This window comes from Arenimonas caeni, assembly GCF_003024235.1.
Classification (GTDB): Bacteria; Pseudomonadota; Gammaproteobacteria; order Xanthomonadales; family Xanthomonadaceae; genus Arenimonas; species Arenimonas caeni.
In genome coordinates this window covers 81,506-103,769 of record NZ_KZ679087.1, presented here as the reverse complement: position 1 = coordinate 103,769, position 22,264 = coordinate 81,506, and the positions used below count along the sequence as shown (strand labels likewise).

Below are 22,264 nucleotides of genomic sequence, written 5' to 3'. Positions count from 1 at the left end.
TCGTGCCCGTCGGCATCCTGCCGGTGGGCCACCCATTGAATCTGGAGACCCCCATGGAAATCACCGCCTCCCTGGTCAAGGAACTGCGCGAGCGCACCGGCGCCGGCATGATGGAGTGCAAGAAGGCCCTGGCCGAGACCAACGGCGACATCGACGCCGCCGCTGAAGCCCTGCGCAAGTCGGGCCTGGCCAAGGCCGACAAGAAGGCCGGCCGCGTGGCCGCCGAAGGCCGCATCGTGGCCGCCCAGGACGGCGGCAAGGCCGTGCTGGTCGAGATCAACTCCGAGACCGACTTCGTGGCCAAGGACGACAACTTCGTCGCCTTCACCGATGCCGTCGCCCAGGCCGCCCTGGCCTCCGGCGCCGCCGACATCGAGGCCCTGAAGGCCGCGAAGATCGCCTCGGGCGACACCGTCGAGGAAGCCCGCGCCGCCGTCATCGCCAAGGTCGGCGAGAACGTGCAGGTCCGTCGCCTGGCCCGGGTCGAGAGCGGCAATCACGTCGCTGCCTACATCCACGGCGGCCGCATCGGCGTGCTGGTCGAGCTCAAGGGCGGCGACGCCGAGCTGGCCCGCGGCATCGCGATGCACGTGGCGGCGATGAACCCGCCCTACAACAAGGCCGCCGACGTGCCGGCCGAGTTCGTGGCCAAGGAAAAGGAAATCGAGCTGGCCAAGATGTCCGACAAGGACAAGTCCAAGCCCGCCGAGATCCTCGAGAAGATCATGGCCGGCAAGGTCGCCAAGATCGTCAACGAGGTCACCCTGTACGGCCAGCCGTACGTGCTCAACACCGACCAGACGGTCGAGCAGGCGGTCAAGGCCGCCGGCGCCGACGTGGTGCAGTTCCAGCGCCTGGCCGTCGGCGAGGGCATTGAGAAGGTGGTCGAGGACTACGCCGCCGAAGTGATGAAGGCGATGGCGGTCTGACCTCCCGCTCCACGCAATACCCGAAGGGCCGCGGCGCAATCCGCGGCCCTTCTTCATTCCAGCCTCCGCCCCCCCCTGTAGGAGCGACTTCAGGCGCGAAGTTTTTGCTCGCGTTGACCCTTCCGGCCGGGTGACCACCGCAGTGGCGCCGCCAGGCAGCCCGGCCGAAAGGGCCGCCGGGGTGGCCGCGGATCGGCTAGAATTCCGCTGTTTGCCCGCCACCGGAGAGCCCCATGAGCGCCCAGCCCCTGAAGTACCGCCGCATCCTGCTCAAACTCTCCGGCGAAGCCCTCATGGGCAACGAGGACTACGGCATCGACCCCAAGGTCATCCAGGCCATGGCCACCGACATCGTCGAGGCCCAGCGCGCCGGCGCCGAGATCGGGCTGGTGATCGGCGGCGGCAACATCTTCCGCGGCGCCGGCCTGGCCGAGGCCGGCATGGACCGCGTCACCGGCGACCACATGGGCATGCTGGCCACCGTCATCAACGCCCTGGCCATGGCCGACGCCCTCGAGAAGGCCGGCGGCTACGCCCGGGTGATGAGCGCCATCAAGATCAACGAAGTCTGCGAGGACTACATCCGGCGCCGCGCGATCCGGCACATGGAGAAGGGCCGCATCGCCCTGTTCGCCGCCGGCACCGGCAACCCCTTCTTCACCACCGACTCGGCCGCCGCCCTGCGCGCCAGCGAAGTCGGCGCCGACCTGCTGCTCAAGGCCACCAAGGTCGACGGCATCTACGACGCCGACCCGAAGAAGAACCCCGGCGCCAAGCGCTTCGACCACCTGAGCTACGACGAGGTCATCGCCCGCAACCTGCAGGTGATGGACACCGCCGCCTTCGCCCTGTGCCGCGACAACAAGGTGCCGCTGCGCATCTACGACATGATGCAGCCCGGTGCGCTGATGCGGATCCTGCGCGGCGAACCGCTGGGCACCCTCGTCGACGCCGGCTGAGCAGCGCCCGCCCCCAACGCCTATAATCCCCGGCTTGCCCTTCATACCGCCCTGCCCGCGGAGCCAGCGATGCTCAACGAAATCAAGAAAGACGCCCAGAACCGCATGAACAAGTCCGTCGAGGCCTTCCGCCACGACCTGACCAAGCTGCGCACCGGGCGCGCCACCACGGCCCTGGTCGACCACCTGAAGGTGAACTACTACGGTTCGGACATGCCGCTGACCCAGGTCGCCACGGTCTCGGTCTCCGACGCCCGTTCGCTCACCATCACCCCGTGGGAGAAGGGCATGGTCGCCGCCGTCGAGAAGGCCATCCTGGCCTCCGACCTGGGCCTGACCCCGAACACCGCCGGCACGGTCATCCGCATCAACCTGCCGCCGCTCACCGAGGAGCGCCGCAAGGAGCTGTCCAAGCACGTGCACGCCGAGGGCGAGAACGCCAAGGTGGCCATCCGCAACGTGCGCCGCGACGCCATCCAGCAGGTCAAGGAACTGCTCAAGGACAAGCAGGTCACCGAGGACGACGTGCGTCGCTCCGAGGACGAGATCCAGAAGCTCACCGACAAGGCCGTCAAGGACGTCGATGACGTGGTCAAGGCCAAGGAGCAGGAGCTGATGGCGGTCTGAGGCCGGCCATCCGGATGTCCGCCCCGCCCGCCCCTTCGCGCCTGCCCCGCCACGTCGCCGTCATCATGGACGGCAACGGCCGCTGGGCGCAGCGCCGCAACCGTCCGCGCACGCTCGGCCACCGCGCCGGCGCCAAGGCCGTGCAGGTCTGCGTCGACTATTGCCTCGAGCGCGGCATCGGCGCGCTGACCCTGTTCGCCTTCTCCAGCGAGAACTGGAACCGCCCCGAGGACGAAGTCGGGGCGCTGATGAAGCTGTTCCTGCGCATGCTCGAGTCCGAGGTCGGCGAACTGCACCGACGCGGCGTGCGCGTGGCCTTCATCGGCGACCGCGCCGGCTTCCCCCCGTTGATCCGCGAGCGCATGGCGCAGGCCGAGGCCGTGCAGCCGGCCGACGAGCGGCTCGTGCTCACCATCGCCGCCGGCTACGGTGGCCGCTGGGACATCACCCAGGCCTGCCGCTCGCTGGCGGCCGACGCCGCCGCCGGCCGGATCGATCCGGAGACCATCGACGAGGCACTGCTCGGCAGCCGCATCAGCCTGGCCGGCCTGCCGGCGCCTGACCTGTTCATACGCACCGGCGGAGACCTGCGCATCAGCAATTTCCTGCTCTGGCAGCTGGCCTACACCGAGCTGTATTTCACCGAGACGCTCTGGCCCGACCTCGACACCGGCGTGCTCGACGCCGCGATGGCGGCCTTCGCCGACCGCGAGCGCCGCTTCGGCCTCACCAGCGCCCAGGTGGCGGGGGGCGCGACGTGAGCCGCCGCCAGCGCATCACCACCGCCCTGATCCTGGCGCCGCTGCCGATCCTGGCGGTGCTGCTGCTGCCCACGCCCTGGCTGGCCGCCGCGGTGGCCCTGGTCATGCTGGGCGGCCTGTGGGAGTGGACCCGCTTCGCCGGCATCCACGAGCCCCTGCCGCGGGCCGCCTTCCTGGCCGCCAATGCCCTGCTGATGGCGGCCCTGGTCTGGGCCGCCGGGCCGGCGCTGTTCACCCTCAAGGTGGTGTCGCTGGTGGGCGCGCTGTGGTGGCTGGTCGTGCTGGCCTGGCTGCGCCAGGGCGGCTTCGGCGCCGCCGACAATGCCCACAACCGCGCCATGAAGCTGCTCGCCGGGACCCTGTGCGTGCTGCCGGCCTGGTGCGCCCTCGGCTGGCTGCATTCCGAGGACCCGTACGGCGCGCGCTGGACCCTGTTCGCGCTGGCCATCGTCTGGGCCGCCGACAGCGGCGCCTATTTCGCCGGTTCCAAGTGGGGCCGCAACAAGCTGGCGCCCTCGATCAGCCCGGGCAAGACCTGGGAAGGCGTCTACGGCGGCCTGGCCGCCACCGCGCTGCTGGCCGTGCCCGCCCTGCCCCTGCTGGGCCTGGGCTGGAGCCAGCTACCGGCGCTGGTACTGGTGACCCTGGTGGTGGCCGGCGCCTCGGTGGTCGGCGACCTGTTCGAAAGCCTGATGAAGCGGCATTCGGGCGTGAAGGACTCGGGCGACCTGTTCCCGGGACACGGCGGCATGATGGACCGGCTCGACAGCATCCTCGCGGCGCTGCCGGTGTTCGTGGTGGGCAAGGCATGGCTGGGCCTCTGAGGACCCTCGCGCTGCTGGGGGCCACGGGTTCGATCGGCGGCTCCACCCTGGACGTGGTCGCCCGCCATCCCGGGCGCTTCCGCATCGGCGCGCTCACCGCCAACGGCCGCGTCGAGGAACTGCTGGCCCTGTGCGAAAGCTTCCGCCCCGACGCCGCCGTGGTGGCCGACGAAACCGCCTGGCCGGCCCTGCGCGAGGGCCTGGCTGCCCGCGGCCTGGCCACGCGCGCCCTGGCCGGCGCCGCCGCGCTCGAGGAAGTGGCCGCCGACCCGGCCAACGACACCGTCGTGGCCGCCATCGTCGGCGCCGCCGGCATGGCCTCCACCCTGGCCGCGGCCCGCGCCGGCAAGCGCATCCTGCTGGCCAACAAAGAATCGGTGGTCCTGGCCGGCGACCTGCTCCTGCAGGCCGCCCGCGAAGGCGGCGCCACCCTGCTGCCGGTCGACAGCGAACACAACGCCATCTTCCAGTGCCTGCCGGCCGACGGCGGCCGCCAGGGCGTGCGCCGGCTGCTGCTGACCGCCTCGGGCGGGCCCTTCCGCGGCCGCCGCCGCGAGGACCTGGCCGCGGTCACGCCGGCCCAGGCCTGCGCCCACCCGAACTGGTCGATGGGCCCCAAGATTTCGGTCGATTCGGCCACGCTGATGAACAAGGGCCTGGAGGTCATCGAGGCCCGGCACCTGTTCGGCCTGCCGCCCGAGCGCATCGAGGTGGTGGTGCACCCGCAGTCGGTCATCCACTCGCTGGTGGACTACATCGATGGTTCGGTGCTGGCCCAGCTGGGCAACCCCGACATGCGCACCGCGCTCGCGCACGGCCTGGCCTGGCCCGAGCGCATCGACTCGGGCGTGGCGCCGCTGGACCTGCCGGCGCTGGCACGCTTCGACTTCGAGAAGCCCGACCTCGACGCCTTCCCCTGCCTCGGCCTGGCCTACCGGGCCATGGCCGCCGGCGGCAGCGCGCCGGCCGCGCTCAACGCCGCCAACGAAGTGGCGGTTTCAGGCTTCCTTCAGGGGCGTCTGGGCTTTCTGGACATCCCGGTCCTGATCCAGGCCTGCCTCGACGCCCACGCGGGCGGCCCGGCCGACAGTCTGGGACACTTGCTCGAAGTGGACGCCGATACCCGGCGCCGGGCCGGGCAACTGATGGCGGGAATGGAGAGGCGATGAACGAATTCTTCGGCTCGGTCTGGTGGCTCATCGTCAGCCTCGGCCTGCTGGTCACCTTCCACGAGTTCGGCCATTACTGGGTGGCCCGCCGCTGCGGCGTGCGCGTGCTGCGCTTCTCGGTGGGCTTCGGCAAGCCGCTCTGGAAGCGCCTGGGCAAGGACGGCACCGAATACGTGGTGGCCTGGATCCCCCTGGGCGGCTACGTGAAGATGCTCGACGAACGCGAGGTGGAAGTCGCCCCGCACGAGCGCCACGAAAGCTTCAACGCCAAGACGGTCTGGCAGCGCATCGCCATCGTCGCCGCCGGCCCGCTGGCCAACCTCGTGCTCTGCGTCGGCCTGCTGTGGCTGATGTTCGTGGTCGGCAAGCCCGACTTCCAGCCCGACATCGGCAGCGCCGAGGGCGTCGCCGCCGAGGCCGGCTTCGCGCCCGGCGACCGCCTGGTCGACATCGACGGCCGCCAGGTCCGCACCTGGACCGAGGCCGGCATCGCCCTGACCAAGGCCGTCATCGACCGCGAGCCCACCCCGGTGCGGGTGCGCGACGCCAGCGGCGCCGAAGTCGTGCGCGTGCTGCCGCTCGATCGCCCGGGCCTGGCCCTGGACGAGGAGCAGCCCTTCACCAGCATCGGCCTGCGGCCGGTCTGGCCGCCGGTGGTCGGCGAGGTCGCGCCGGGCTCGGCGGCCGAGGGCCGACTGCGCAGCGGCGACCGCATCGTCTCGATCGCCGGCCGGCCGGTGCACAGCTTCGACCGGATCGGCCCGCTGCTGCAGGAACTGGCCGGGCCGGGGCGCGAGCTGACCATCGCGATCGAGCGCGACGGCCGCCTGCAGTCGGTGGCGGTCGAGCCGCGCCAGGTCGAGCGCGACGGCCGCCCGGCCTGGCAGCTGGGCATCGGCGCCGCGCCGGTCGAGCAGGACGCGCTGCTGCGCTTCAACCCGCTGCAGGCCTTGCCGGCCGCCCTGTCCGAGACCCGCCAGATGACCTCGGACGTGGTGGGCATGCTCTGGCGCATGGTCACCGGCGAGGCTTCGCTGAAGAATATTTCCGGCCCGATCACCATCGCCCGGGTCGCCAACGGCAGCGCCAGCCTGGGCCCGGCCTGGTTCCTCAATTTCCTCGCCGTGCTCTCCCTGAGCCTGTTCATCATGAACCTGCTGCCCATCCCCGTCTTGGATGGTGGGCACCTGCTGTATTACCTTATCGAATTGGTCAAGGGCAGCCCGGTCGGCGAGCGTGGTCTCGTGGCGGGCCAATACATCGGGCTGGCGCTGCTCGCCGGACTGATGGGATTGGCTTTCTACAACGACATTCTCCGGCTCGGCTCCTGAGCTCCCACCCTTTGCGGGCGTTTCCGCCCGGTTTCCACGGATTGATGATGACGCGACCCAATGTCCGCCGCTGCCTCCTGAGCATAGCGCTCGCCGCCGCCCTCGCCGGCCCCGCCCACGCCCAGAACTACGAGGCATTCCAGGTCGCCGACATCCGCGTCGAGGGCCTGCAGCGCATCTCGGCGGGCACGGTGTTCACCTACCTCCCGGTCGAGCGCGGCGACCTGCTCGACCGCAGCCGCTCCGGCGACGCCATCCGTGCCCTGTTCCGCACCGGCTTCTTCAGCGACGTGCGGCTTGAGCGCCAGGGCGACATCCTGGTGGTCGTGGTCACCGAACGCCCGGCGATCAACTCGATCACCCTGACCGGCAACAAGGACGTCAAGACCGAGGACCTGCTGGTCGGCCTGCGCAGCATCGGCCTGGCCGAGGGCGAGACCTTCAACCCGCTCAACCTCGACCGCGTCACCCAGGAACTGACCCGCCAGTACAACAACCGCGGCAAGTACAACGTCTCGATCACGCCGTCGATCCGCGACCTCGACCGCAACCGCGTCGACATCACCATCGTGGTGGCCGAAGGCAAGGCGGCGCGCATCCGCGACATCAACATCGTCGGCAACGAGACCTACCTGGACGAGGACCTGCGCAAGACCTGGGAATCGGACACCAGCAACTGGCTGTCGTGGTACCGCCGCGACGACCAGTACTCGCGCGAGAAGCTCTCGGGCGACCTGGAAAAGCTCAACAACTACTACCTCGACCGCGGTTACGTCGACTTCAACGTCGAGTCCACCCAGGTCGCGATCAGCCCCGACAAGCGCGACATCTTCGTCACCGCCAACGTCGCCGAGGGCGAGGTCTACACGGTCGGCACGGTCAAGGTCACCGGCGACACCGTGCTGCCGGTCGAGGAGATGGAGAAGCTGGTCTTCCTCGCCGAAGGCAGCACCTTCTCGCGCGCCCGCGTCGAGATGACCACCGACGCGATGATCGCCACGCTGGGCAACATCGGCTTCGCCTTCGCCCAGGTCAACGCCATCCCGGACATCGACCGCGAGAACCGCGTGGTCGGCCTGAACTTCTTCGTCGAGCCGGGCCCGCGCGTGCAGGTCCGCCGCATCGTCTTCAAGGGCAACACCGGCACCGCCGACGAGGTGCTGCGCCGCGAGATGCGCCAGTTCGAGGGCGCCTGGTTCTCGCAGGCAGCGATCGACCGCTCGAAGATCCGCCTGCAGCGACTGGGCTTCTTCGAAACCGTCGACATCGAGACCCCCGAGGTCGCCGGCGCGCCCGACCAGGTCGACGTCGTGGTCAACGTCAAGGAACGCAACTCGGGCCAGTTCACCTTCGGCCTGGGCTACCAGCAGACCTACGGACTGATCACCAGCCTGCAGCTGGTGCAGAACAACTTCCTGGGCACCGGCAACCGCGTCGCGGTGGCCGTGCAAAACAACACGTTCTCCAAGCAGTACACGTTCGGATTCACCGACCCCTACTTCACCGACAGCGGCGTCAGCGTCGGCTACAACCTGGCCTACAGCGACTTCAACTACTCGCGTCGCGACGCCAACCTCGCCCAGTACAACAACGAGGTCGCGTCCGGCGAGGTGCTGGTCGGCCTGCCGCTCACCGAGACCGACTCGGTGCAGTTCTCGCTCGGCATCGACCGGAACGGCATCACCACCCAGGACGGCTTCACGCCCGAACCGCTGATCCAGTACCTGGTGGCCACCATGGGCGACCGCCAGCGCGGCCCGGCCTTCCATTTCGACGACGACAACGATCCGGAAACCCCGATCGACAACGACGACAACGACCCGTCCACCACCGACCCGCTGAACTACGGTCTCTCGCGACGCTGGAACATCAACGCCTGGCGCCTGCAGGCCGGCTGGGTGCGCGACTCGCGCAACGACTTCCTGATGCCGACGCGCGGCACCTACCACCGCATCAACGGCGAGTTCGTACTGCCGGGCAGCGACCTCGAGTACTACCGCATCGGCTACAACTTCGAACACTACATGCCGCTCACCAGCTGGATGGTGTTGAAGATCGGCGCCGAGCTGGGCTACGGCGACGCCTACGGCGACACTGCCAAGGCCACCTGCCCGACCTTCGACAACGAAGGCGACATCATCATCGCCAGCAACGACTGCGGCCTGCCCTTCTTCCGCAACTACTACGCGGGCGGCCCCAGCTCGGTGCGCGGCTTCGAGGTCAACACGGTCGGCCCGAGCTACCAGTTCACCGGCGACGGCTTCCGCCAGCCGCTGGGTGGTTCGCTCAAGACCGCGGGCACCTTCGAGTTCTTCTTCCCCGGCCTGTTCGAATCGCGCGGCACGCGCCTGTCGGCCTTCATCGACTACGGCAACGTGTACCTGGGCTTCGACGACTGGGAGGCCAAGACGCTGCGCATCTCCACCGGCCTTGCGCTGCAGTGGCAGTCGCCGATGGGTCCGATCCAGATCAGCTATGCCCTGCCGCTCCAGCGCGAGCGTTCCGACCAGATCGAGCGCCTGCAGTTCACCTTCGGCGGCAGCTTCTGAGCCACGGCGATGTCGGCTTCCGCCCCGGCACCAAGCCTTGCCGAACTGGCGGAGCGCTTCGGCCTGCGGCTGCAGGGTAAGGGCGACGTCCGGATCACCGGCGTCGCCACCCTCGCCGGCGCCACGCCCGGCCGGCTGGCCTTCCTGGCCAATCCGCGCTACCGCCGCGAACTGGCCGGCACTGCCGCCTCGGCGGTGGTGCTGGCCGAAGCCGACGCCGCAGACTGCCCCGTTCCCTGCCTGGTCGCGAAGTCGCCCTACGTGGCCTTCGCGCGCATCGCCGCACTGTTCGACCCGCCGCCGGTGGCGGCGCCGGGCATCCATCCTTCCGCGGTCGTCGAACCCGACGCCGTGGTCGACCCGGGCGCCCAGGTCGGTCCGTTCTGCTACGTCGGTGCCCGCAGCCACGTCGCGGCCGGCGCCATCCTCGGCCCGGGCTGCCATGTCGGCGAGGACAACCACGTCGGCCCGGGCTGCGAGCTGCTCGGCCGCGTCACCCTGGTGACGCGGGTGCGCCTGGGCGCGCGCGTGCGCATCCACCCGGGCGCCGTGCTCGGCGCCGAGGGCTTCGGCCTGGCCATGGACGCGGGGAACTGGGTCAAGGTGCCGCAGCTGGGCGGCGTGGTGGTCGGCGACGACTGCGAGATCGGCGCCAACACCTGCATCGACCGCGGCGCCATCGAGGACACCGTGCTCGAACAGGACGTGCGCCTGGACAACCTCGTGCAGGTCGGCCACAACGTCCGCATCGGCGCGCACACGGCCATGGCCGGCTGCGTTGCGGTGGCCGGTTCGGCGCGGATCGGCCGCTACTGCCTGGTCGGCGGCGGCGCCGGCATCGCCGGCCACCTGTCGATCTGCGACAAGGCCACCATCACCGCCATGAGCTTGGTGACGGCCTCGATCACCGAGCCCGGCGAATACTCGTCGGCCATGACGGTGCAGGAAAGCCGGCGCTGGCGCCGGAACGCGGCGCGTTTCCGGCAATTGGACGGGCTGGTGCGTAGAATGGGCGCCCCCGACAAAGACTGAACCCGAGGAAGACCCAGGATGAGCCAAGACGCCATCAAGTTGCCCGTGGATGTCGCCTGCATCCTGCACCTGCTGCCGCACCGTTATCCGTTCCTGCTGGTGGACCGCGTGGTCGAGCTCGAGGCCGGCCAGCGCATCCGCGCCATCAAGAACGTCACCTTCAACGAGCCGTTCTTCCAGGGCCACTTCCCCGGCCGCCCGGTGATGCCCGGTGTGCTCGTCATCGAGGCCATGGCCCAGGCCGGCGGCCTGCTCACCCAGCTCTCGCTGCCGCGCGACCAGCTCAGCGAGGGCAAGCTGTTCTATCTGGTGAAGGTGGACAACGCCCGCTTCAACCGCATGGTGGTGCCGGGCGACCAGCTCGACATCGAGGTCAAGGTCAAGCGGCTCATCCGCAACATGGCCCTGTACGAATGCGCTGCGCGCGTCAACGGCCAGGTGGTCGCCAGCGCCGAGATCCTGTGCGCCGAGGGCAAGGAGTGATCCACCCCACGGCCCTGGTGGACCCGGGCGCCCGCCTCGGCGACGGGGTGCAGGTCGGGCCCTACGCGATCATCGGCGCCGACGTCGAGATCGGCGACGGCTGCCGCATCGGCCCGCACGTGGTCATCACCGGCCCGACCCGGCTGGGCCGGGACAACGTGGTGCACGCCCACGCCACGCTCGGCAACGACCCGCAGGACAAGAAGTTCGCCGGCGAACGCACCGAACTGGTGGTGGGCGACGGCAACACCTTCTTCGAGTTCACCACCATCAGCCGCGGCACCGGCGACGGTGGCGGCGCCACCCGCATCGGCAACCACAACTGGATCATGGCCTACGTGCACATCGCCCACGACTGCATCGTCGGCGACCACTGCATCCTTGCCAACAACGCCACACTCGCCGGCCACGCCGAGCTGGGCGACTGGGCGATCCTCGGCGGATTCGCCGGCATCCACCAGTTCTGCAAGATCGGCGCGCATGCCTTCGTAGGCATGGGCAGCCTGGTCAACGCCGACGTGCCGCCCTTCGTGATGGTGGCCGACAAGTACGCGGCCCCGCGCGGCATCAACAGCGAGGGCCTCAAGCGCCGCGGCTTCGATGCCACCCGCATCGCCGCGATCAAGCGCGCCTACCGGGCGCTGTACCTGTCGGGCAAACCGCTGGCCGAGGTGCGCGAGCAGCTCGCCACGGGTGCCGACGAATCGCAGGACGTGCGGCTGATGCTCGATTTCATCGAGCACAGCGCGCGCGGCCTGCTGCGCTGAGCCGGGCATGGACGGCCGCGCCCCGCGCATCGCGCTGGTGGCCGGCGAGGCCTCGGGCGACCTGCTCGGGGCGGGCCTGGTAGCCGAACTGAAGCAGCGCTTCCCCGGCGCCACGTTCGCCGGCATCGGCGGCCCGCGCATGCGGGCCGAGGGTTTCGACGCCTGGCACGACAGCGGCGAGCTGGCGGTGATGGGGCTGGCCGAGGTGCTGCGCCACCTGCCGCGCCTGCTGCGCCTGCGCCGCAACCTGTGTCGCCGCCTGCTGGACTGGAAGCCCGACGTCTTCATCGGCATCGACGCCCCGGACTTCAACCTCGGCCTCGAGCGCCGGCTCAAGCAGGCGGGCCTGCGCACCGTGCACTACGTCAGCCCCTCGGTCTGGGCCTGGCGCGAGGGCCGCGCGGCGAAGATCGGCCGCAGCGCCGACCTGGTGCTCTGCCTGTTCCCGATGGAGCCACCGATCTACCAGCGCCACGGCGTCGACGCGCGCTTCGTCGGCCACCCGCTGGCCGACGCCTTCCCGGCCCAACCGGACCGCGCCGCCGCGCGCGCGCGCCTGGGCCTGCCGGCGGATGCGCCGGTGCTGGCGGTACTGCCCGGCAGCCGCCTGGGCGAAATCCGCCGGCTCTGGCCGGTCTTCATCGAGGCCACGAAGCTGCTCACGCTGCAGGTGCCGGGCCTGGTGGTGGCCGTGCCGGCCGCCGACCCGGCCTGCCGCGCGGCCATCGAGAAAGGCCTGGACGGCTCGCAGCTGGCCAACGTGGCCATCTTCGACGGCCAGGCCCACGACGTGATGGTCGCGGCCGACGTGGTGATGCTGGCCTCGGGCACGGCGGCGCTCGAAGCCATGCTGGCCAAGCGGCCGATGGTGGTGGGCTACCGCATCTCGGCGCTCACCTACCGGCTGGTGATGTCGCTGGGCATGATGCGCACCAGCCGCTACAGCCTGCCGAACGTACTGGCCAACGAACCGATCGTACCCGAGCTGATGCAGCGCGACTGCACGCCGGAGAACCTGGCCGGCGCGGTGATGACCTGGTTCCGCGACCCGGAGGCGCGCGCCGCCCTGCTGCCGCGCTACGAACACATCCACGCCAAGCTGCGCGGCGATGCCTCGAAGGCCGCTGCCGAGGCCGTCGCCGGCCTGCTTGCCAGGTGAACCCCACCGACCTGGTCGCCGGCGTCGACGAGGCCGGGCGCGGCCCACTGGCCGGCCCGGTGGCGGTTGCCGCGGTCATCCTCGACCCGACGCGCCCGATCGCCGGCCTGGGTGATTCCAAGGCCCTGTCCGAGGCCCGGCGCGAAGCGCTGGCGCCGCTGGTGCGCGAGTACGCGCTGGCCTGGCACCTGGAGTGGGTGCACCCGGCCGAGATCGACCGCATCAACATCCTGCAGGCCACGCTGGCCGGCATGTCGCGCGCCCTGCGCGCACTGCGCCCGGCGCCGCGCTCGGCGCTGGTGGACGGCAACCGCCTGCCGCGCGACCTGCCCTGCCCGGCGCAGGCCCTGGTGAAGGGCGACGCGCGCGAGCCGGCAATCATGGCCGCCTCCATCCTCGCCAAGGTGGCGCGCGACGAGCACATGCGCGCGCTCGACCAGCGCTTCCCCGGCTACGGCTTCGCCCTGCACAAGGGCTACCCCACGCCCGAGCACCTCGAGGCGCTGCGCCGGCTCGGCCCCTGCGCCGAGCACCGCCGCAGCTTCGCGCCGGTGCGCGCGCTGCTGGCACCCTCGCTGCTCGACTGAACGGGCCGGCACTGGACAGGCCCCCTCGGCGGGCGTAGACCTTAGCCTGCATCCCGGCGGATGCGGCGGCCCGCGGCCCCCGCCGACCAGCCGCGCACCGCGCCCCCCACCGGCCGGCTGCGAGGACTGCCATGCGACACGACCCTCCCCTTCCGGCAGGCACGCCCCTGCCGCTGCCCCGCGCGCCGCTGCCGGGCCCGGTCGAAGCACCGGTGCCCCTGGACGCGACGGCGATCGCGGAATTCAACGACCTGCTGCACGAACTGCATCCCGATGCCCCGCACCTCGACCACGACGCCGTGGCCAGCGTGGCGCAGTGGCTGCAGTCCCTGCCCCAGCCGCAGGCCGACGCCCTGCTGCAGGCGCGGCTGGGACGCCTGGCCGAGCTGCAGGCGATGGCCGCCGACCCCGACTGGGCGATCGAACCGGCGCTGGGCAAGCGCATCCGCCGGCTCGTCGCCTACGTCGATCGCGAACGCGACCTGATCCCCGACGACGTGCCGCGCATCGGCCGGCTCGACGATGCCCTGCTGGTCGAACTGGCCTGGCCGATGGTGGCCGAGGAACTCGAGGACTACCGCGACTTCCAGCGTTTCCGCGAGGAGTCCGGCGCGGGCTTCGGCGGCCATCCGCGCCGCGAGGACTGGCTGCGCACGCGGCTCGAGGAGGGCGCGCTCTGGGAGCAGCTGCATCGCGTGCGGCACCAGCACTACGTCGACTACGGACCGCTCGAGGGTGGCCTGCGCGTGGTGTGAGGCGGCGGGAAGCTGTCGGGATCCTGAATTGGGCCGAAGGTCACGGCGACTTCCGGAACGCGACCGCACGCCTGCAACCGTCCACCATGGTGGCGCATCAGGACAGATGGGCGCGCGGGAATCGGTTCCGCCGCCACTGCCGGGAATACGCCATGAACAGCCTTCGCCACGACACGCTCGCCCTTCGACTGCCGCCGGAATCGCCCGCGTCGCGCCGCCGCCAGGTGGCCGGCCTGGCGCTGGAAGACAGCCAGGTCGAGCGCTTCAACACCGTGCTTGCGCACATCGACCCGAACGCGCCGCGCATCAGCGCCGACCAGGTGGTGACCCTGGCGCGCTGGCTGCAGGACCTGCCGCGCGAACGCGCCGTCGCCATCCTGTCCGAGCGCCTGGCGCGCGTGGAGCGGCTGCGCCGCATGCTCAACGACGGCGACTGGGAGGTCGACGCCGAGCTGCGCGAGCGCTCGCGCATGCTGATCAGCTACCTGCAGCAGGTCGACGACCTGATCCCGGACGACCAGCCCCTGGTCGGCCACCTCGACGACGCGCTGCTGGTGGAGCTGGCCTGGCCGGCCTTCCGCGAGGAGACCCTGGACTATGGCGACTACTGCCGCTTCCTGAGCGAGCGGCGCCCGCGCGGCAGCGCCTACGAGCGCCGCCTGGCCTGGGAAAACGCCTGCCTGGCCGAGGCCGCGCTGCTGCAGCAGCGCCGCGACGTCCGCGCGCGCAGCTACGCCGCACCGGCGCCGCTGCCGCTGCATTTCCGCGTGTCCTGACGAACTCTCCAACGGGCGGGGCGGCGGGGCTTGGCAACAGGGACTGTCAAGCCTTGTCCGCCCCCACCCTCGGGGTAAACTGCCGGCTGACCCACGGTCCCCGGCATGACGCCCCGATTCGTCCACCTCCACCTGCACAGCGAATATTCGCTCACTGACTCCAGCATCCGCATCCCGGAGCTGGTCTCGCGCTGCGCCGCGCTCGGTTTGCCGGCGGTGGCGGTGACCGACAACAGCAACCTGTTCGCGCTGGTGAAGTTCTACAAGGCAGCCGAAGGCGCCGGGCTCAAGCCCCTCGCCGGCGCCGACCTGTGGATCGACGAGGGCGGCACGCCCGCCCGGCTCACCCTGCTGTGCCAGGACCGCGAGGGTTACCTGGCGCTCTCGCGCCTGGTCAGCCGCGCCTTCCTCGATGGCCACGCCGGCGACTACGTGGCGATCCAGCCCGACTGGCTCTACGCCGACTGCGCCGGCCTGGTCGCCATCGCCGGGCGCGAAAGCCCGGTCGGCCGCTGCCTGCTGGCCGGGCGCGAGGAGGCCGCGCGCCAGCAGCTCGACGAGCTGATGCGCGCCTTCCCGGACCGGCTCTACCTCGAGCTCACCCGCACCGGCCGCGAAGGCGAGGAAGCCTTCAACGCCGCCGCGGTGGCGCTGGCCGGCGAGCTGGGCCTGCCGCTGCTGGCCAGCAACGACGTGCGCTTCCTCTCGCGCGACGACTTCGAGGCACACGAGGCGCGGGTCTGCATCGCATCGGGCCGCGTGCTCGACGACCCCAAGCGGCCGCGCGAGTTCACGCCCGAGCAGTACCTCAAGTCGCCCGAGGAAATGGCCGAGCTGTTCGCCGACCTGCCCGAGGCGCTGGAGAACACGGTCGAGCTGGCGCAGCGCTGCAACCTCGAGCTGAGCCTGGGCAAGTACTACCTGCCCGACTTCCCGGTGCCCGAGGGCCACACGCTCGACAGCTGGATCCGCGAGGAGGCCCGCCGCGGCCTGGCCGGGCGGCTGGCGAAGATCGAACTGGCGCCCGGCCGCAGCGCCTCCGACTACGCCGCGCGCCTGGACACCGAGCTCGACGTGATCGTGAAGATGGGCTTCCCGGGCTACTTCCTGATCGTCGCCGACTTCATCAACTGGTCCAAGCGCAACGACATCCCGGTCGGCCCGGGCCGCGGCTCCGGCGCCGGCTCGCTGGTGGCCTATGCGCTGGGCATCACCGACCTCGACCCGATCCGCTACGACCTGCTGTTCGAGCGCTTCCTCAACCCCGAACGCGTGTCCATGCCCGACTTCGACGTCGACTTCTGCATGGACCGGCGCGACGAGGTGATCGACTACGTCGGCCACAAATACGGCCGCGACAAGGTCAGCCAGATCATCACCTACGGCACCATGGCGGCGAAGGCCGCCATCCGCGACTGCGGCCGCGTGCTGGGCCACCCCTACGGCTTCGTCGACGGCGTCGCCAAGCTCATTCCCAACACGCTGGGCATCACGCTCGACGACGCCCTGGGCCTGAGCGAGAAGGCCCGCAAGGACAGCGAACTGGCCTCGGCCGAGCTGATCGGCCGCTACCAGTCAGAGGACGACGTGCGCGACCTCGTGGACCTGGCGCGCAGCCTCGAGGACCTCACCCGCAACGCCGGCAAGCACGCCGGCGGCGTGGTGATCGCGCCGACCCCGCTCACCGACTTCAGCCCGCTGTTCGCCGAACACCTGGCCAAGGGTGAATCGAGCCGCTCGGTCGTCACGCAGTTCGACAAGGACGACGTCGAGGCCGTCGGTCTGGTGAAGTTCGACTTCCTCGGCCTGCGCACGCTCACCATCATCGACTGGGCGCTCAAGGCCATCAACGCGCGCCGCCAGCGCGCCGGCATCGAGCCGGTGGACATCCTGGCGCTGCCGCTGGACGACCCGGACACCTACGCGCTTCTCTCGAAGGGACAGACCACCGCGGTCTTCCAGTTCGAATCGCGCGGCATGAAGGAATACATCCGCAAGCTTCAGCCCTCGACCTTCGAGGACCTGATCGCGCTCGCGGCGCTCTACCGCCCCGGCCCGCTGGGCGCGGGCATGGTGGACGACTTCATCGACCGCCGCCACGGCCGCGCCGAGGTCAGCTACCCGCATCCGCTGCTCGAGCCCATCCTCAAGCCCACCTACGGCGTGATCGTCTACCAGGAACAGGTGATGCAGATCGCCCAGGTCCTGGCTGGCTATTCGCTGGGCGGCGCCGACCTGCTGCGCCGCGCCATGGGCAAGAAAAAGCCCGAGGAGATGGCCAAGGAGCGCGTGAAGTTCGAGGCCGGCGCGGCCGAGCGCGGCATCGAGTCGGGCAACGCGTCCGCGATCTTCGACCTGATGGAGAAGTTCGCCGACTACGGCTTCAACAAGTCGCACTCGGCGGCCTACGCGCTGGTGGCCTACCAGACGGCCTGGCTCAAGGCGCACTACCCGGCCGAGTTCATGGCCGCGACGATGTCCTCGGACATGGACAACACCGACAAGGTGGTGACCTTCCTGGACGAAGCACGCGAGATCGGCCTGCAGGTGCTGCCGCCGGACGTGAACTCGTCGGAGTACATGTTCGTTGCGCTCGACGCCAAGACCGTGCGCTACGGCCTGGGCGCGGTGAAGGGCGTGGGCCGCGGCGCCTGCGAGGCCATCGTCGAGGCGCGCAAGGCCGGCGGCGGGTTCCGCGACCTGCTCGACTTCTGCCAGCGCGTCGATTCCACCAAGCTCAACCGGCGCGTGCTCGAGGCGCTGGTGAACGCCGGCGCGCTCGACGCGGTCGGCGCCAACCGGCCCTCGCTGCTGCTGCAGATGCCCGAGGCGATCAAGGCCACCGAACAGCTGGCGCGCGAGCGCGAGGCCGGCCAGGTCTCGCTGTTCGGCGGCGGCGGCGAACTGCCGGCGCTGCGGATCGAGCTGCCCGAGGTGCCCGACTGGCCGCTGGAAACCAAGCTGCTGGGCGAACGCGAGACCCTGGGCCACTACCTCAGCGGCCACCCGCTCGACCCCTGGCGCGAGGAGCTGCAATCCCTGGCCGGCGCCAGCCTGGCCGACCTCGACGCCCTGTGGTCGTCGAAGAAGGATCGCCGCGGCGAGGCGCCGGTGGTGCTGGCCGGCCTGGTCACGGCGGTGCGCAAGCGCGGCGAGACCATGGGCTTCGCCCGCATCGAGGATGGCCGCGGCCAGCTCGAGGTGGCCTTCTTCCGCGATGCCTTCGCCGAATGCGGCCACCTGCTCTCGCGTGACCGCATCCTGCTGGTCGAGGGCAACCTGGCCGAGGACCAGTTCAGCGGCGGCTTCGTGCTGCGCGCCCGCCAGTGCTGGGACTTCCGCTCGCTGTGCTCGCAGCACGCGCGCCGGCTCTCGCTCACCGTCGACCTGCGCGCCCGCGGCGCCTGGGAGAAGCTGCAGGAAGCCCTGGCGGCCTTCCGGCCCGGCGCCACCCCGCTGCGGCTCGACCTGCTCAGCCCCAACAAGGCCCGCGGCAGCCTGGACGTGAACGGCCCGCTGGGCGTGCGCACCGAGCCCGAGCTGATCAGCCAGCTGCGCGCCCTGCCGGGCGTCAGCCGCGTTTCCCTGGCCCTGCACCGCCCCTGGCAACAGGGCGGCTGACGGCCCTCCCCCGGCCCGGTAGAATCCCGGCTCTTGAGTATTTGCTCCAGTCGGCCGCCCCAGGCTGGCCGGGAGCCCGGACGAGAACCGAATGAACCCGAACTTCCTCGATTTCGAACAGCCCATCGCCGAACTGGAAGCCAAGATCCAGGAGCTGCGGAAGGCCAGCACCGGCCCGGCCGTGAACATCGAGAGCGAGGTCAACGGCCTGCAGGACAAGCTGCGCGCCCGCACGGCCGAGATCTTCAAGGCGCTCACGCCCTGGCAGATCTCCCAGCTGGCCCGCCACCCGCAGCGCCCGTACACCAACGACTACATCGGCCTGATGTTCGAGGAGTTCCACGAACTGGCCGGCGACCGCGCCTTCGCCGACGACGCCGCCATCGTCGGCGGCCTGGCCCGCCTGGACGGCCGCGCGGTGATGGTGATCGGCCACCAGAAGGGCCGCGACACCAAGGCCAAGATCCGCCGCAATTTCGGCATGCCGCGCCCCGAGGGCTACCGCAAGGCGCTGCGCCTGATGAAGATGGCCGAGCGCTTCAAGCTGCCCCTGCTCACCTTCATCGACACCCCGGGCGCCTACCCCGGCGTGGGCGCCGAGGAGCGCGGCCAGTCCGAGGCCATCGCCCGCAACCTTCTGGAGATGGCCGAGCTGCGCATCCCGGTCATCTGCACCGTCATCGGCGAAGGCGGCTCGGGCGGCGCCCTGGCCATCGGCGTCGGCGACCGCACGCTGATGCTCGAATACAGCACCTATTCGGTGATCTCGCCGGAAGGCTGCGCCTCGATCCTGTGGAAGTCGGCCGACAAGGCCCGCGACGCCGCCGAGGCCCTGGGCCTGACCGCCAAGCGCCTGAACGAACACGGTCTGGTCGACGTCGTGGTCCCTGAGCCGCTGGGCGGCGCGCACCGCGACCCGGCCGCCATGGCCGCCACCCTCAAGCAGCAGATCCAGCTCGAGCTGGCGGCGCTGGACAAGGTGGAGACCACCCAACTGCTCGACCAGCGCTATCAGCGCCTGCGCCGTTACGGCGCCTACGAGGCCGCATAGCGCGGCCGGGCCAGGGGACACCGCCCAATCACGGGCGTTTCGAGGGGAAGAAACCATGGTGATCAGGAAAATCGGGGTGCTTTCGCTGGGCAAGCTGATGGCGATCATGTACGCGCTCATCGGCGCGCTGTTCGGCCTGCTTTACGCGCTGTTCGCCCTGATCGGCGGCGGCGCCATGATGGCGGCCGGCTCCGGCGACGCCGCCCTGGGCGGCGGCATGATGATGGGCCTGGGCGTGGCGGCGGTGATCGTGCTTCCGATCCTCTACGGCATCCTCGGTTTCATCGGCGGCCTGATCTCGGCGCTGTTCTTCAACCTGGCCGCGCGGTTCGCAGGCGGCCTGGAAATCGAGGCCAGCTGATCCCATGGCGACGCCAGGCCGGGACACTGGCGCTGGCGAACCCGGGGTGCCGGCTGCGCCCGGCACGGGTCCGGTGGCGATCGCCTGCAGCGGGGGGCTCGATTCAACCGTCCTGCTGCACTGGCTCGCCGCCGGGCCGGCACTCCGGACCCGCGGATTGCGGGTGATCCACGTCGACCACGGCCTGCACCCGCAATCGGCGGAATGGGCCGAGGCCTGCCGTTCGAACTGCGAGGCGCTTGGCCTGGAGATGATGCTCCGGCGCGTCGTCGTGCGCGACGCCGGCGAGGGGCTGGAGGCCGCGGCACGCGATGCCCGGTACGCGGCATTCGCCGAGCTGCAGCGCCCGGGCGAAGTACTGGCCCTGGCCCACCACCGCGACGACCAGGCAGAAACCGTGCTGCTGCGCCTGCTGCGGGGCGCCGGCGACGGGCTGGCTGCGATGCGGCCGATCCGACCCTTCGGCAGCGGCTGGCTCTGGCGGCCGCTGCTGGAGCGACCGCGTGCCTGGATCGAATCCTATGCCCGCCGGCACGCGCTGCACTGGGTCGAGGATCCGTCCAACGCCAGCGACCGGCACGACCGCAACTTCCTGCGCCACCACGTGCTGCCGCGGCTGCAGGAGCGCTGGCCGCAGGCCGGTGCCGCCCTGGCCCGAAGCGCGGCGCTGCTGGCCACCCAGGCCGACCTGCTGGCCGGCGAGGATGCGCGACGCCTGGCGCAGGTGCAGGGACTGGACCCGGCGACGCTGTCGGTGCCGGCACTGCTTGCCGAGCCGCCGGCCTGGCGCGCGCGCCTGCTGCGCGCCTGGCTCGCCGGCCTGGGGCTACCGCCGCTGCCGGCCGATGCCACGGCGACGATCGGGGCCGAGCTGTTGCCGGCGCGCCCCGACGCCAGCGCCCGTTTCGCGTGGTCCGGCGCCGTCATCCACCGCTGGCGCGACCTGCTGCACGCCGGCCCGGAGCGTCCGGCGCTGCCGGCCGACTGGTCGGCGCAGTGGAGCGGCGAAAGCCCGCTGGCCCTGCCCACCGGCGACACCCTGTCGCTGGAGCCGCCGGCCCGCTTCGACCGGCCGTTGCGCGTGCACGCCCGCCAGGGCGGCGAACGCCTGGTGCTGCCCGGCCGCCAGCACCACAGCGAACTCAAGCACGCCCTGCAGGACCTCGGCGTCCCGCCCTGGGAGCGCGCCCGCCTGCCCCTGCTCTCGGCCGATGACGGCACCCTGCTCGCCGCCGGCGACCTCATCATCTCCGCCCTCCTCGCCGACTGGCTCGCCACCCGCGCCGTCCGGCTGCGCTGGATCGTGGGCTGAGGAGCGGTTGCGGCAAAAAACAGCCCGTTGACCCAGTGGGGCGGGAGCCAGCAAACTTCGTGGATGGCCGCCAAGACCCCCGCACCGCCGCCGTCGCCCGTCGCGCAGTTCGAATCCTCGCTCGACGAGCTCGAGCAGCTCGTCCAGAAGATGGAAAAGGGCGAAATGTCGCTCGACGAGTCGCTCGCGGCCTACGAACGCGGCGTGAACCTTTACCGGCAGTGCCAGGGCGCACTCGAGCAGGCCGAACTGCGGGTCCGGCTGCTCACCGACCCGGCCGATCCCGACAGCGCCCAGCCCTTCGCTCCCGATGCAGGCTGAGCCGCGCCTGGCGCGCTGGCTGCAGCGCGTCGAGGCCCGCCTCGAGGCCGCGCTGCCGGCCTCCGACCAATCCCCGCAGGGCCTGCACCGCGCCATGCGACACGCCGTGCTCGGCGGCGGCAAGCGCCTGCGTCCGCTGCTGGTGTACGCCGCCGGTGCAGCCACCGGCGCCGACGAATCCCTGCTCGACGCGCCGGCCGCCGCGGTCGAACTGGTGCACGCCTTTTCGCTGGTGCACGACGACCTGCCGGCCATGGACGACGACGACCTGCGCCGCGGCCGGCCCACCGTACACGTCGCCTTCGACGAAGCCACCGCCATCCTCGCCGGCGACGCGCTGCAGGCGCTGGCCTTCACCGTGCTGGCCGAGGAAACGCGCGCCCACGATGGGCTGCGCGTGGGCTGGCTGGCCTGCCTCGCCCAGGCCACCGGCGCCGCCGGCATGTGCGGCGGCCAGGCCCTGGACATGGACGGCACCGGCAATGCGCTGGCGCTGGCCGAACTCGAACGCCTGCACGCGCTCAAGACCGGCGCGCTGATCCGCGCCGCCGTGCGCCTGGGCGCGCTGGCCGGCCACGCCGACGCCGCCACCCTGGCCGCGCTCGACGACTACGCCTCGGCCCTGGGCCTGGCCTTCCAGATCCGCGACGACCTGCTCGACATCGAAGCCAGCAGCGAACAGCTCGGCAAGACCGCCGGCAAGGACGCGGCGCAGGCCAAGTCCACCTATCCCGCCCTGCTGGGCGTGGACGGTGCCAGGCAGGCTCTGCGCGTGCAGGCCGATGGCATGGTCGACGCGCTCGGGCGGCTGGCGGGCGACACCAGCGCCCTGCTGGCGCTCGGCCGCCTTGCGGTGGAGCGGCAGCACTGACCTGCCGTCTGGCGCAGCG

At 71.0% G+C, this 22,264-nt stretch carries 21 protein-coding genes; all 21 read left to right on the top strand.

All coding sequences use genetic code 11. The features are described 5' to 3' along the window. Positions 1-53 precede the first annotated feature (53 nt). The 21 genes from tsf (at position 54) to C6N40_RS05855 (ending at position 22,245) form a co-directional block, all read left to right on the top strand. A complete protein-coding gene (gene tsf, locus C6N40_RS05955) occupies positions 54-929 on the top strand; it encodes a translation elongation factor Ts (protein WP_106990095.1) in 876 nt (291 codons plus the stop codon). Between the two features lie 233 nt (positions 930-1,162). After that, positions 1,163-1,888: a UMP kinase gene (gene pyrH / locus C6N40_RS05950; protein WP_106990094.1), complete on the top strand. Its 726-nt coding sequence runs from the start codon at positions 1,163-1,165 to the stop codon at positions 1,886-1,888. A 69-nt stretch (positions 1,889-1,957) separates the two neighbouring features. Continuing rightward, positions 1,958-2,515 carry a ribosome recycling factor gene (frr, locus tag C6N40_RS05945; protein ID WP_106990093.1) on the top strand — a complete coding sequence of 186 codons (558 nt, stop codon included), beginning with the start codon at positions 1,958-1,960 and terminating at the stop codon, positions 2,513-2,515. Positions 2,516-2,529: 14 nt separating this feature from the next. Then, positions 2,530-3,276 carry a polyprenyl diphosphate synthase gene (gene uppS / locus C6N40_RS05940; protein ID WP_106990092.1) on the top strand — a complete coding sequence of 249 codons (747 nt, stop codon included), beginning with the start codon at positions 2,530-2,532 and terminating at the stop codon, positions 3,274-3,276. Next, on the top strand, positions 3,273-4,100 hold the full coding sequence (locus tag C6N40_RS05935; protein WP_205208555.1) for a phosphatidate cytidylyltransferase: 828 nt from the start codon (positions 3,273-3,275) through the stop codon (positions 4,098-4,100). The genes uppS and C6N40_RS05935 overlap by 4 nt, the downstream gene beginning before the upstream one ends. After that, entirely contained in the window at positions 4,085-5,269 is a 1,185-nt protein-coding gene (locus C6N40_RS05930; protein WP_106990091.1) for a 1-deoxy-D-xylulose-5-phosphate reductoisomerase, read from the top strand. Before C6N40_RS05935 ends, C6N40_RS05930 begins: the two co-directional genes overlap by 16 nt. Further along, positions 5,266-6,600 carry an RIP metalloprotease RseP gene (rseP, locus tag C6N40_RS05925; RefSeq protein WP_106990090.1) on the top strand — a complete coding sequence of 445 codons (1,335 nt, stop codon included), beginning with the start codon at positions 5,266-5,268 and terminating at the stop codon, positions 6,598-6,600. The genes C6N40_RS05930 and rseP overlap by 4 nt, the downstream gene beginning before the upstream one ends. 47 nt (positions 6,601-6,647) lie before the next feature. Next, a complete protein-coding gene (gene bamA, locus C6N40_RS05920) occupies positions 6,648-9,149 on the top strand; it encodes an outer membrane protein assembly factor BamA (RefSeq protein WP_106990228.1) in 2,502 nt (833 codons plus the stop codon). A 9-nt stretch (positions 9,150-9,158) separates the two neighbouring features. Continuing rightward, entirely contained in the window at positions 9,159-10,181 is a 1,023-nt protein-coding gene (gene lpxD, locus C6N40_RS05915; protein WP_106990089.1) for a UDP-3-O-(3-hydroxymyristoyl)glucosamine N-acyltransferase, read from the top strand. Positions 10,182-10,199: 18 nt separating this feature from the next. Continuing rightward, positions 10,200-10,664: a 3-hydroxyacyl-ACP dehydratase FabZ gene (fabZ, locus tag C6N40_RS05910; RefSeq protein ID WP_106990088.1), complete on the top strand. Its 465-nt coding sequence runs from the start codon at positions 10,200-10,202 to the stop codon at positions 10,662-10,664. Beyond that, positions 10,661-11,431, top strand: coding sequence for an acyl-ACP--UDP-N-acetylglucosamine O-acyltransferase (gene lpxA, locus C6N40_RS05905; RefSeq protein WP_240183456.1), 771 nt, complete (start codon positions 10,661-10,663; stop codon positions 11,429-11,431). The genes fabZ and lpxA overlap by 4 nt, the downstream gene beginning before the upstream one ends. Before the next feature lie 7 nt (positions 11,432-11,438). Then, on the top strand, positions 11,439-12,590 hold the full coding sequence (lpxB, locus tag C6N40_RS05900; protein WP_106990086.1) for a lipid-A-disaccharide synthase: 1,152 nt from the start codon (positions 11,439-11,441) through the stop codon (positions 12,588-12,590). After that, positions 12,587-13,177 (top strand): ribonuclease HII, encoded by a 591-nt coding sequence (gene rnhB / locus C6N40_RS05895; protein ID WP_106990085.1) that lies wholly within the window; start codon positions 12,587-12,589, stop codon positions 13,175-13,177. The genes lpxB and rnhB overlap by 4 nt, the downstream gene beginning before the upstream one ends. Before the next feature lie 131 nt (positions 13,178-13,308). Further along, a complete protein-coding gene (locus C6N40_RS05890) occupies positions 13,309-13,932 on the top strand; it encodes a YkvA family protein (RefSeq protein ID WP_106990084.1) in 624 nt (207 codons plus the stop codon). A 152-nt stretch (positions 13,933-14,084) separates the two neighbouring features. After that, on the top strand, positions 14,085-14,708 hold the full coding sequence (locus C6N40_RS05885) for a hypothetical protein (RefSeq protein WP_106990083.1): 624 nt from the start codon (positions 14,085-14,087) through the stop codon (positions 14,706-14,708). Between the two features lie 105 nt (positions 14,709-14,813). Next, complete coding sequence (gene dnaE / locus C6N40_RS05880) at positions 14,814-18,329, top strand: DNA polymerase III subunit alpha (RefSeq protein WP_106990082.1); 3,516 nt, start codon at positions 14,814-14,816, stop codon at positions 18,327-18,329. Positions 18,330-18,420: 91 nt separating this feature from the next. Further along, a complete protein-coding gene (locus C6N40_RS05875) occupies positions 18,421-19,380 on the top strand; it encodes an acetyl-CoA carboxylase carboxyltransferase subunit alpha (protein WP_106990081.1) in 960 nt (319 codons plus the stop codon). Positions 19,381-19,435: 55 nt separating this feature from the next. Continuing rightward, positions 19,436-19,741 (top strand): hypothetical protein, encoded by a 306-nt coding sequence (locus C6N40_RS05870; RefSeq protein ID WP_106990080.1) that lies wholly within the window; start codon positions 19,436-19,438, stop codon positions 19,739-19,741. A 4-nt stretch (positions 19,742-19,745) separates the two neighbouring features. After that, positions 19,746-21,053, top strand: a complete 1,308-nt coding sequence (gene tilS / locus C6N40_RS05865; RefSeq protein WP_106990079.1) for a tRNA lysidine(34) synthetase TilS — start codon at positions 19,746-19,748, stop codon at positions 21,051-21,053. Between the two features lie 63 nt (positions 21,054-21,116). Next, a complete protein-coding gene (locus C6N40_RS05860; RefSeq protein ID WP_106990078.1) occupies positions 21,117-21,374 on the top strand; it encodes an exodeoxyribonuclease VII small subunit in 258 nt (85 codons plus the stop codon). Next, positions 21,364-22,245, top strand: a complete 882-nt coding sequence (locus C6N40_RS05855) for a polyprenyl synthetase family protein (protein WP_106990077.1) — start codon at positions 21,364-21,366, stop codon at positions 22,243-22,245. Before C6N40_RS05860 ends, C6N40_RS05855 begins: the two co-directional genes overlap by 11 nt. Positions 22,246-22,264 lie beyond the last annotated feature (19 nt).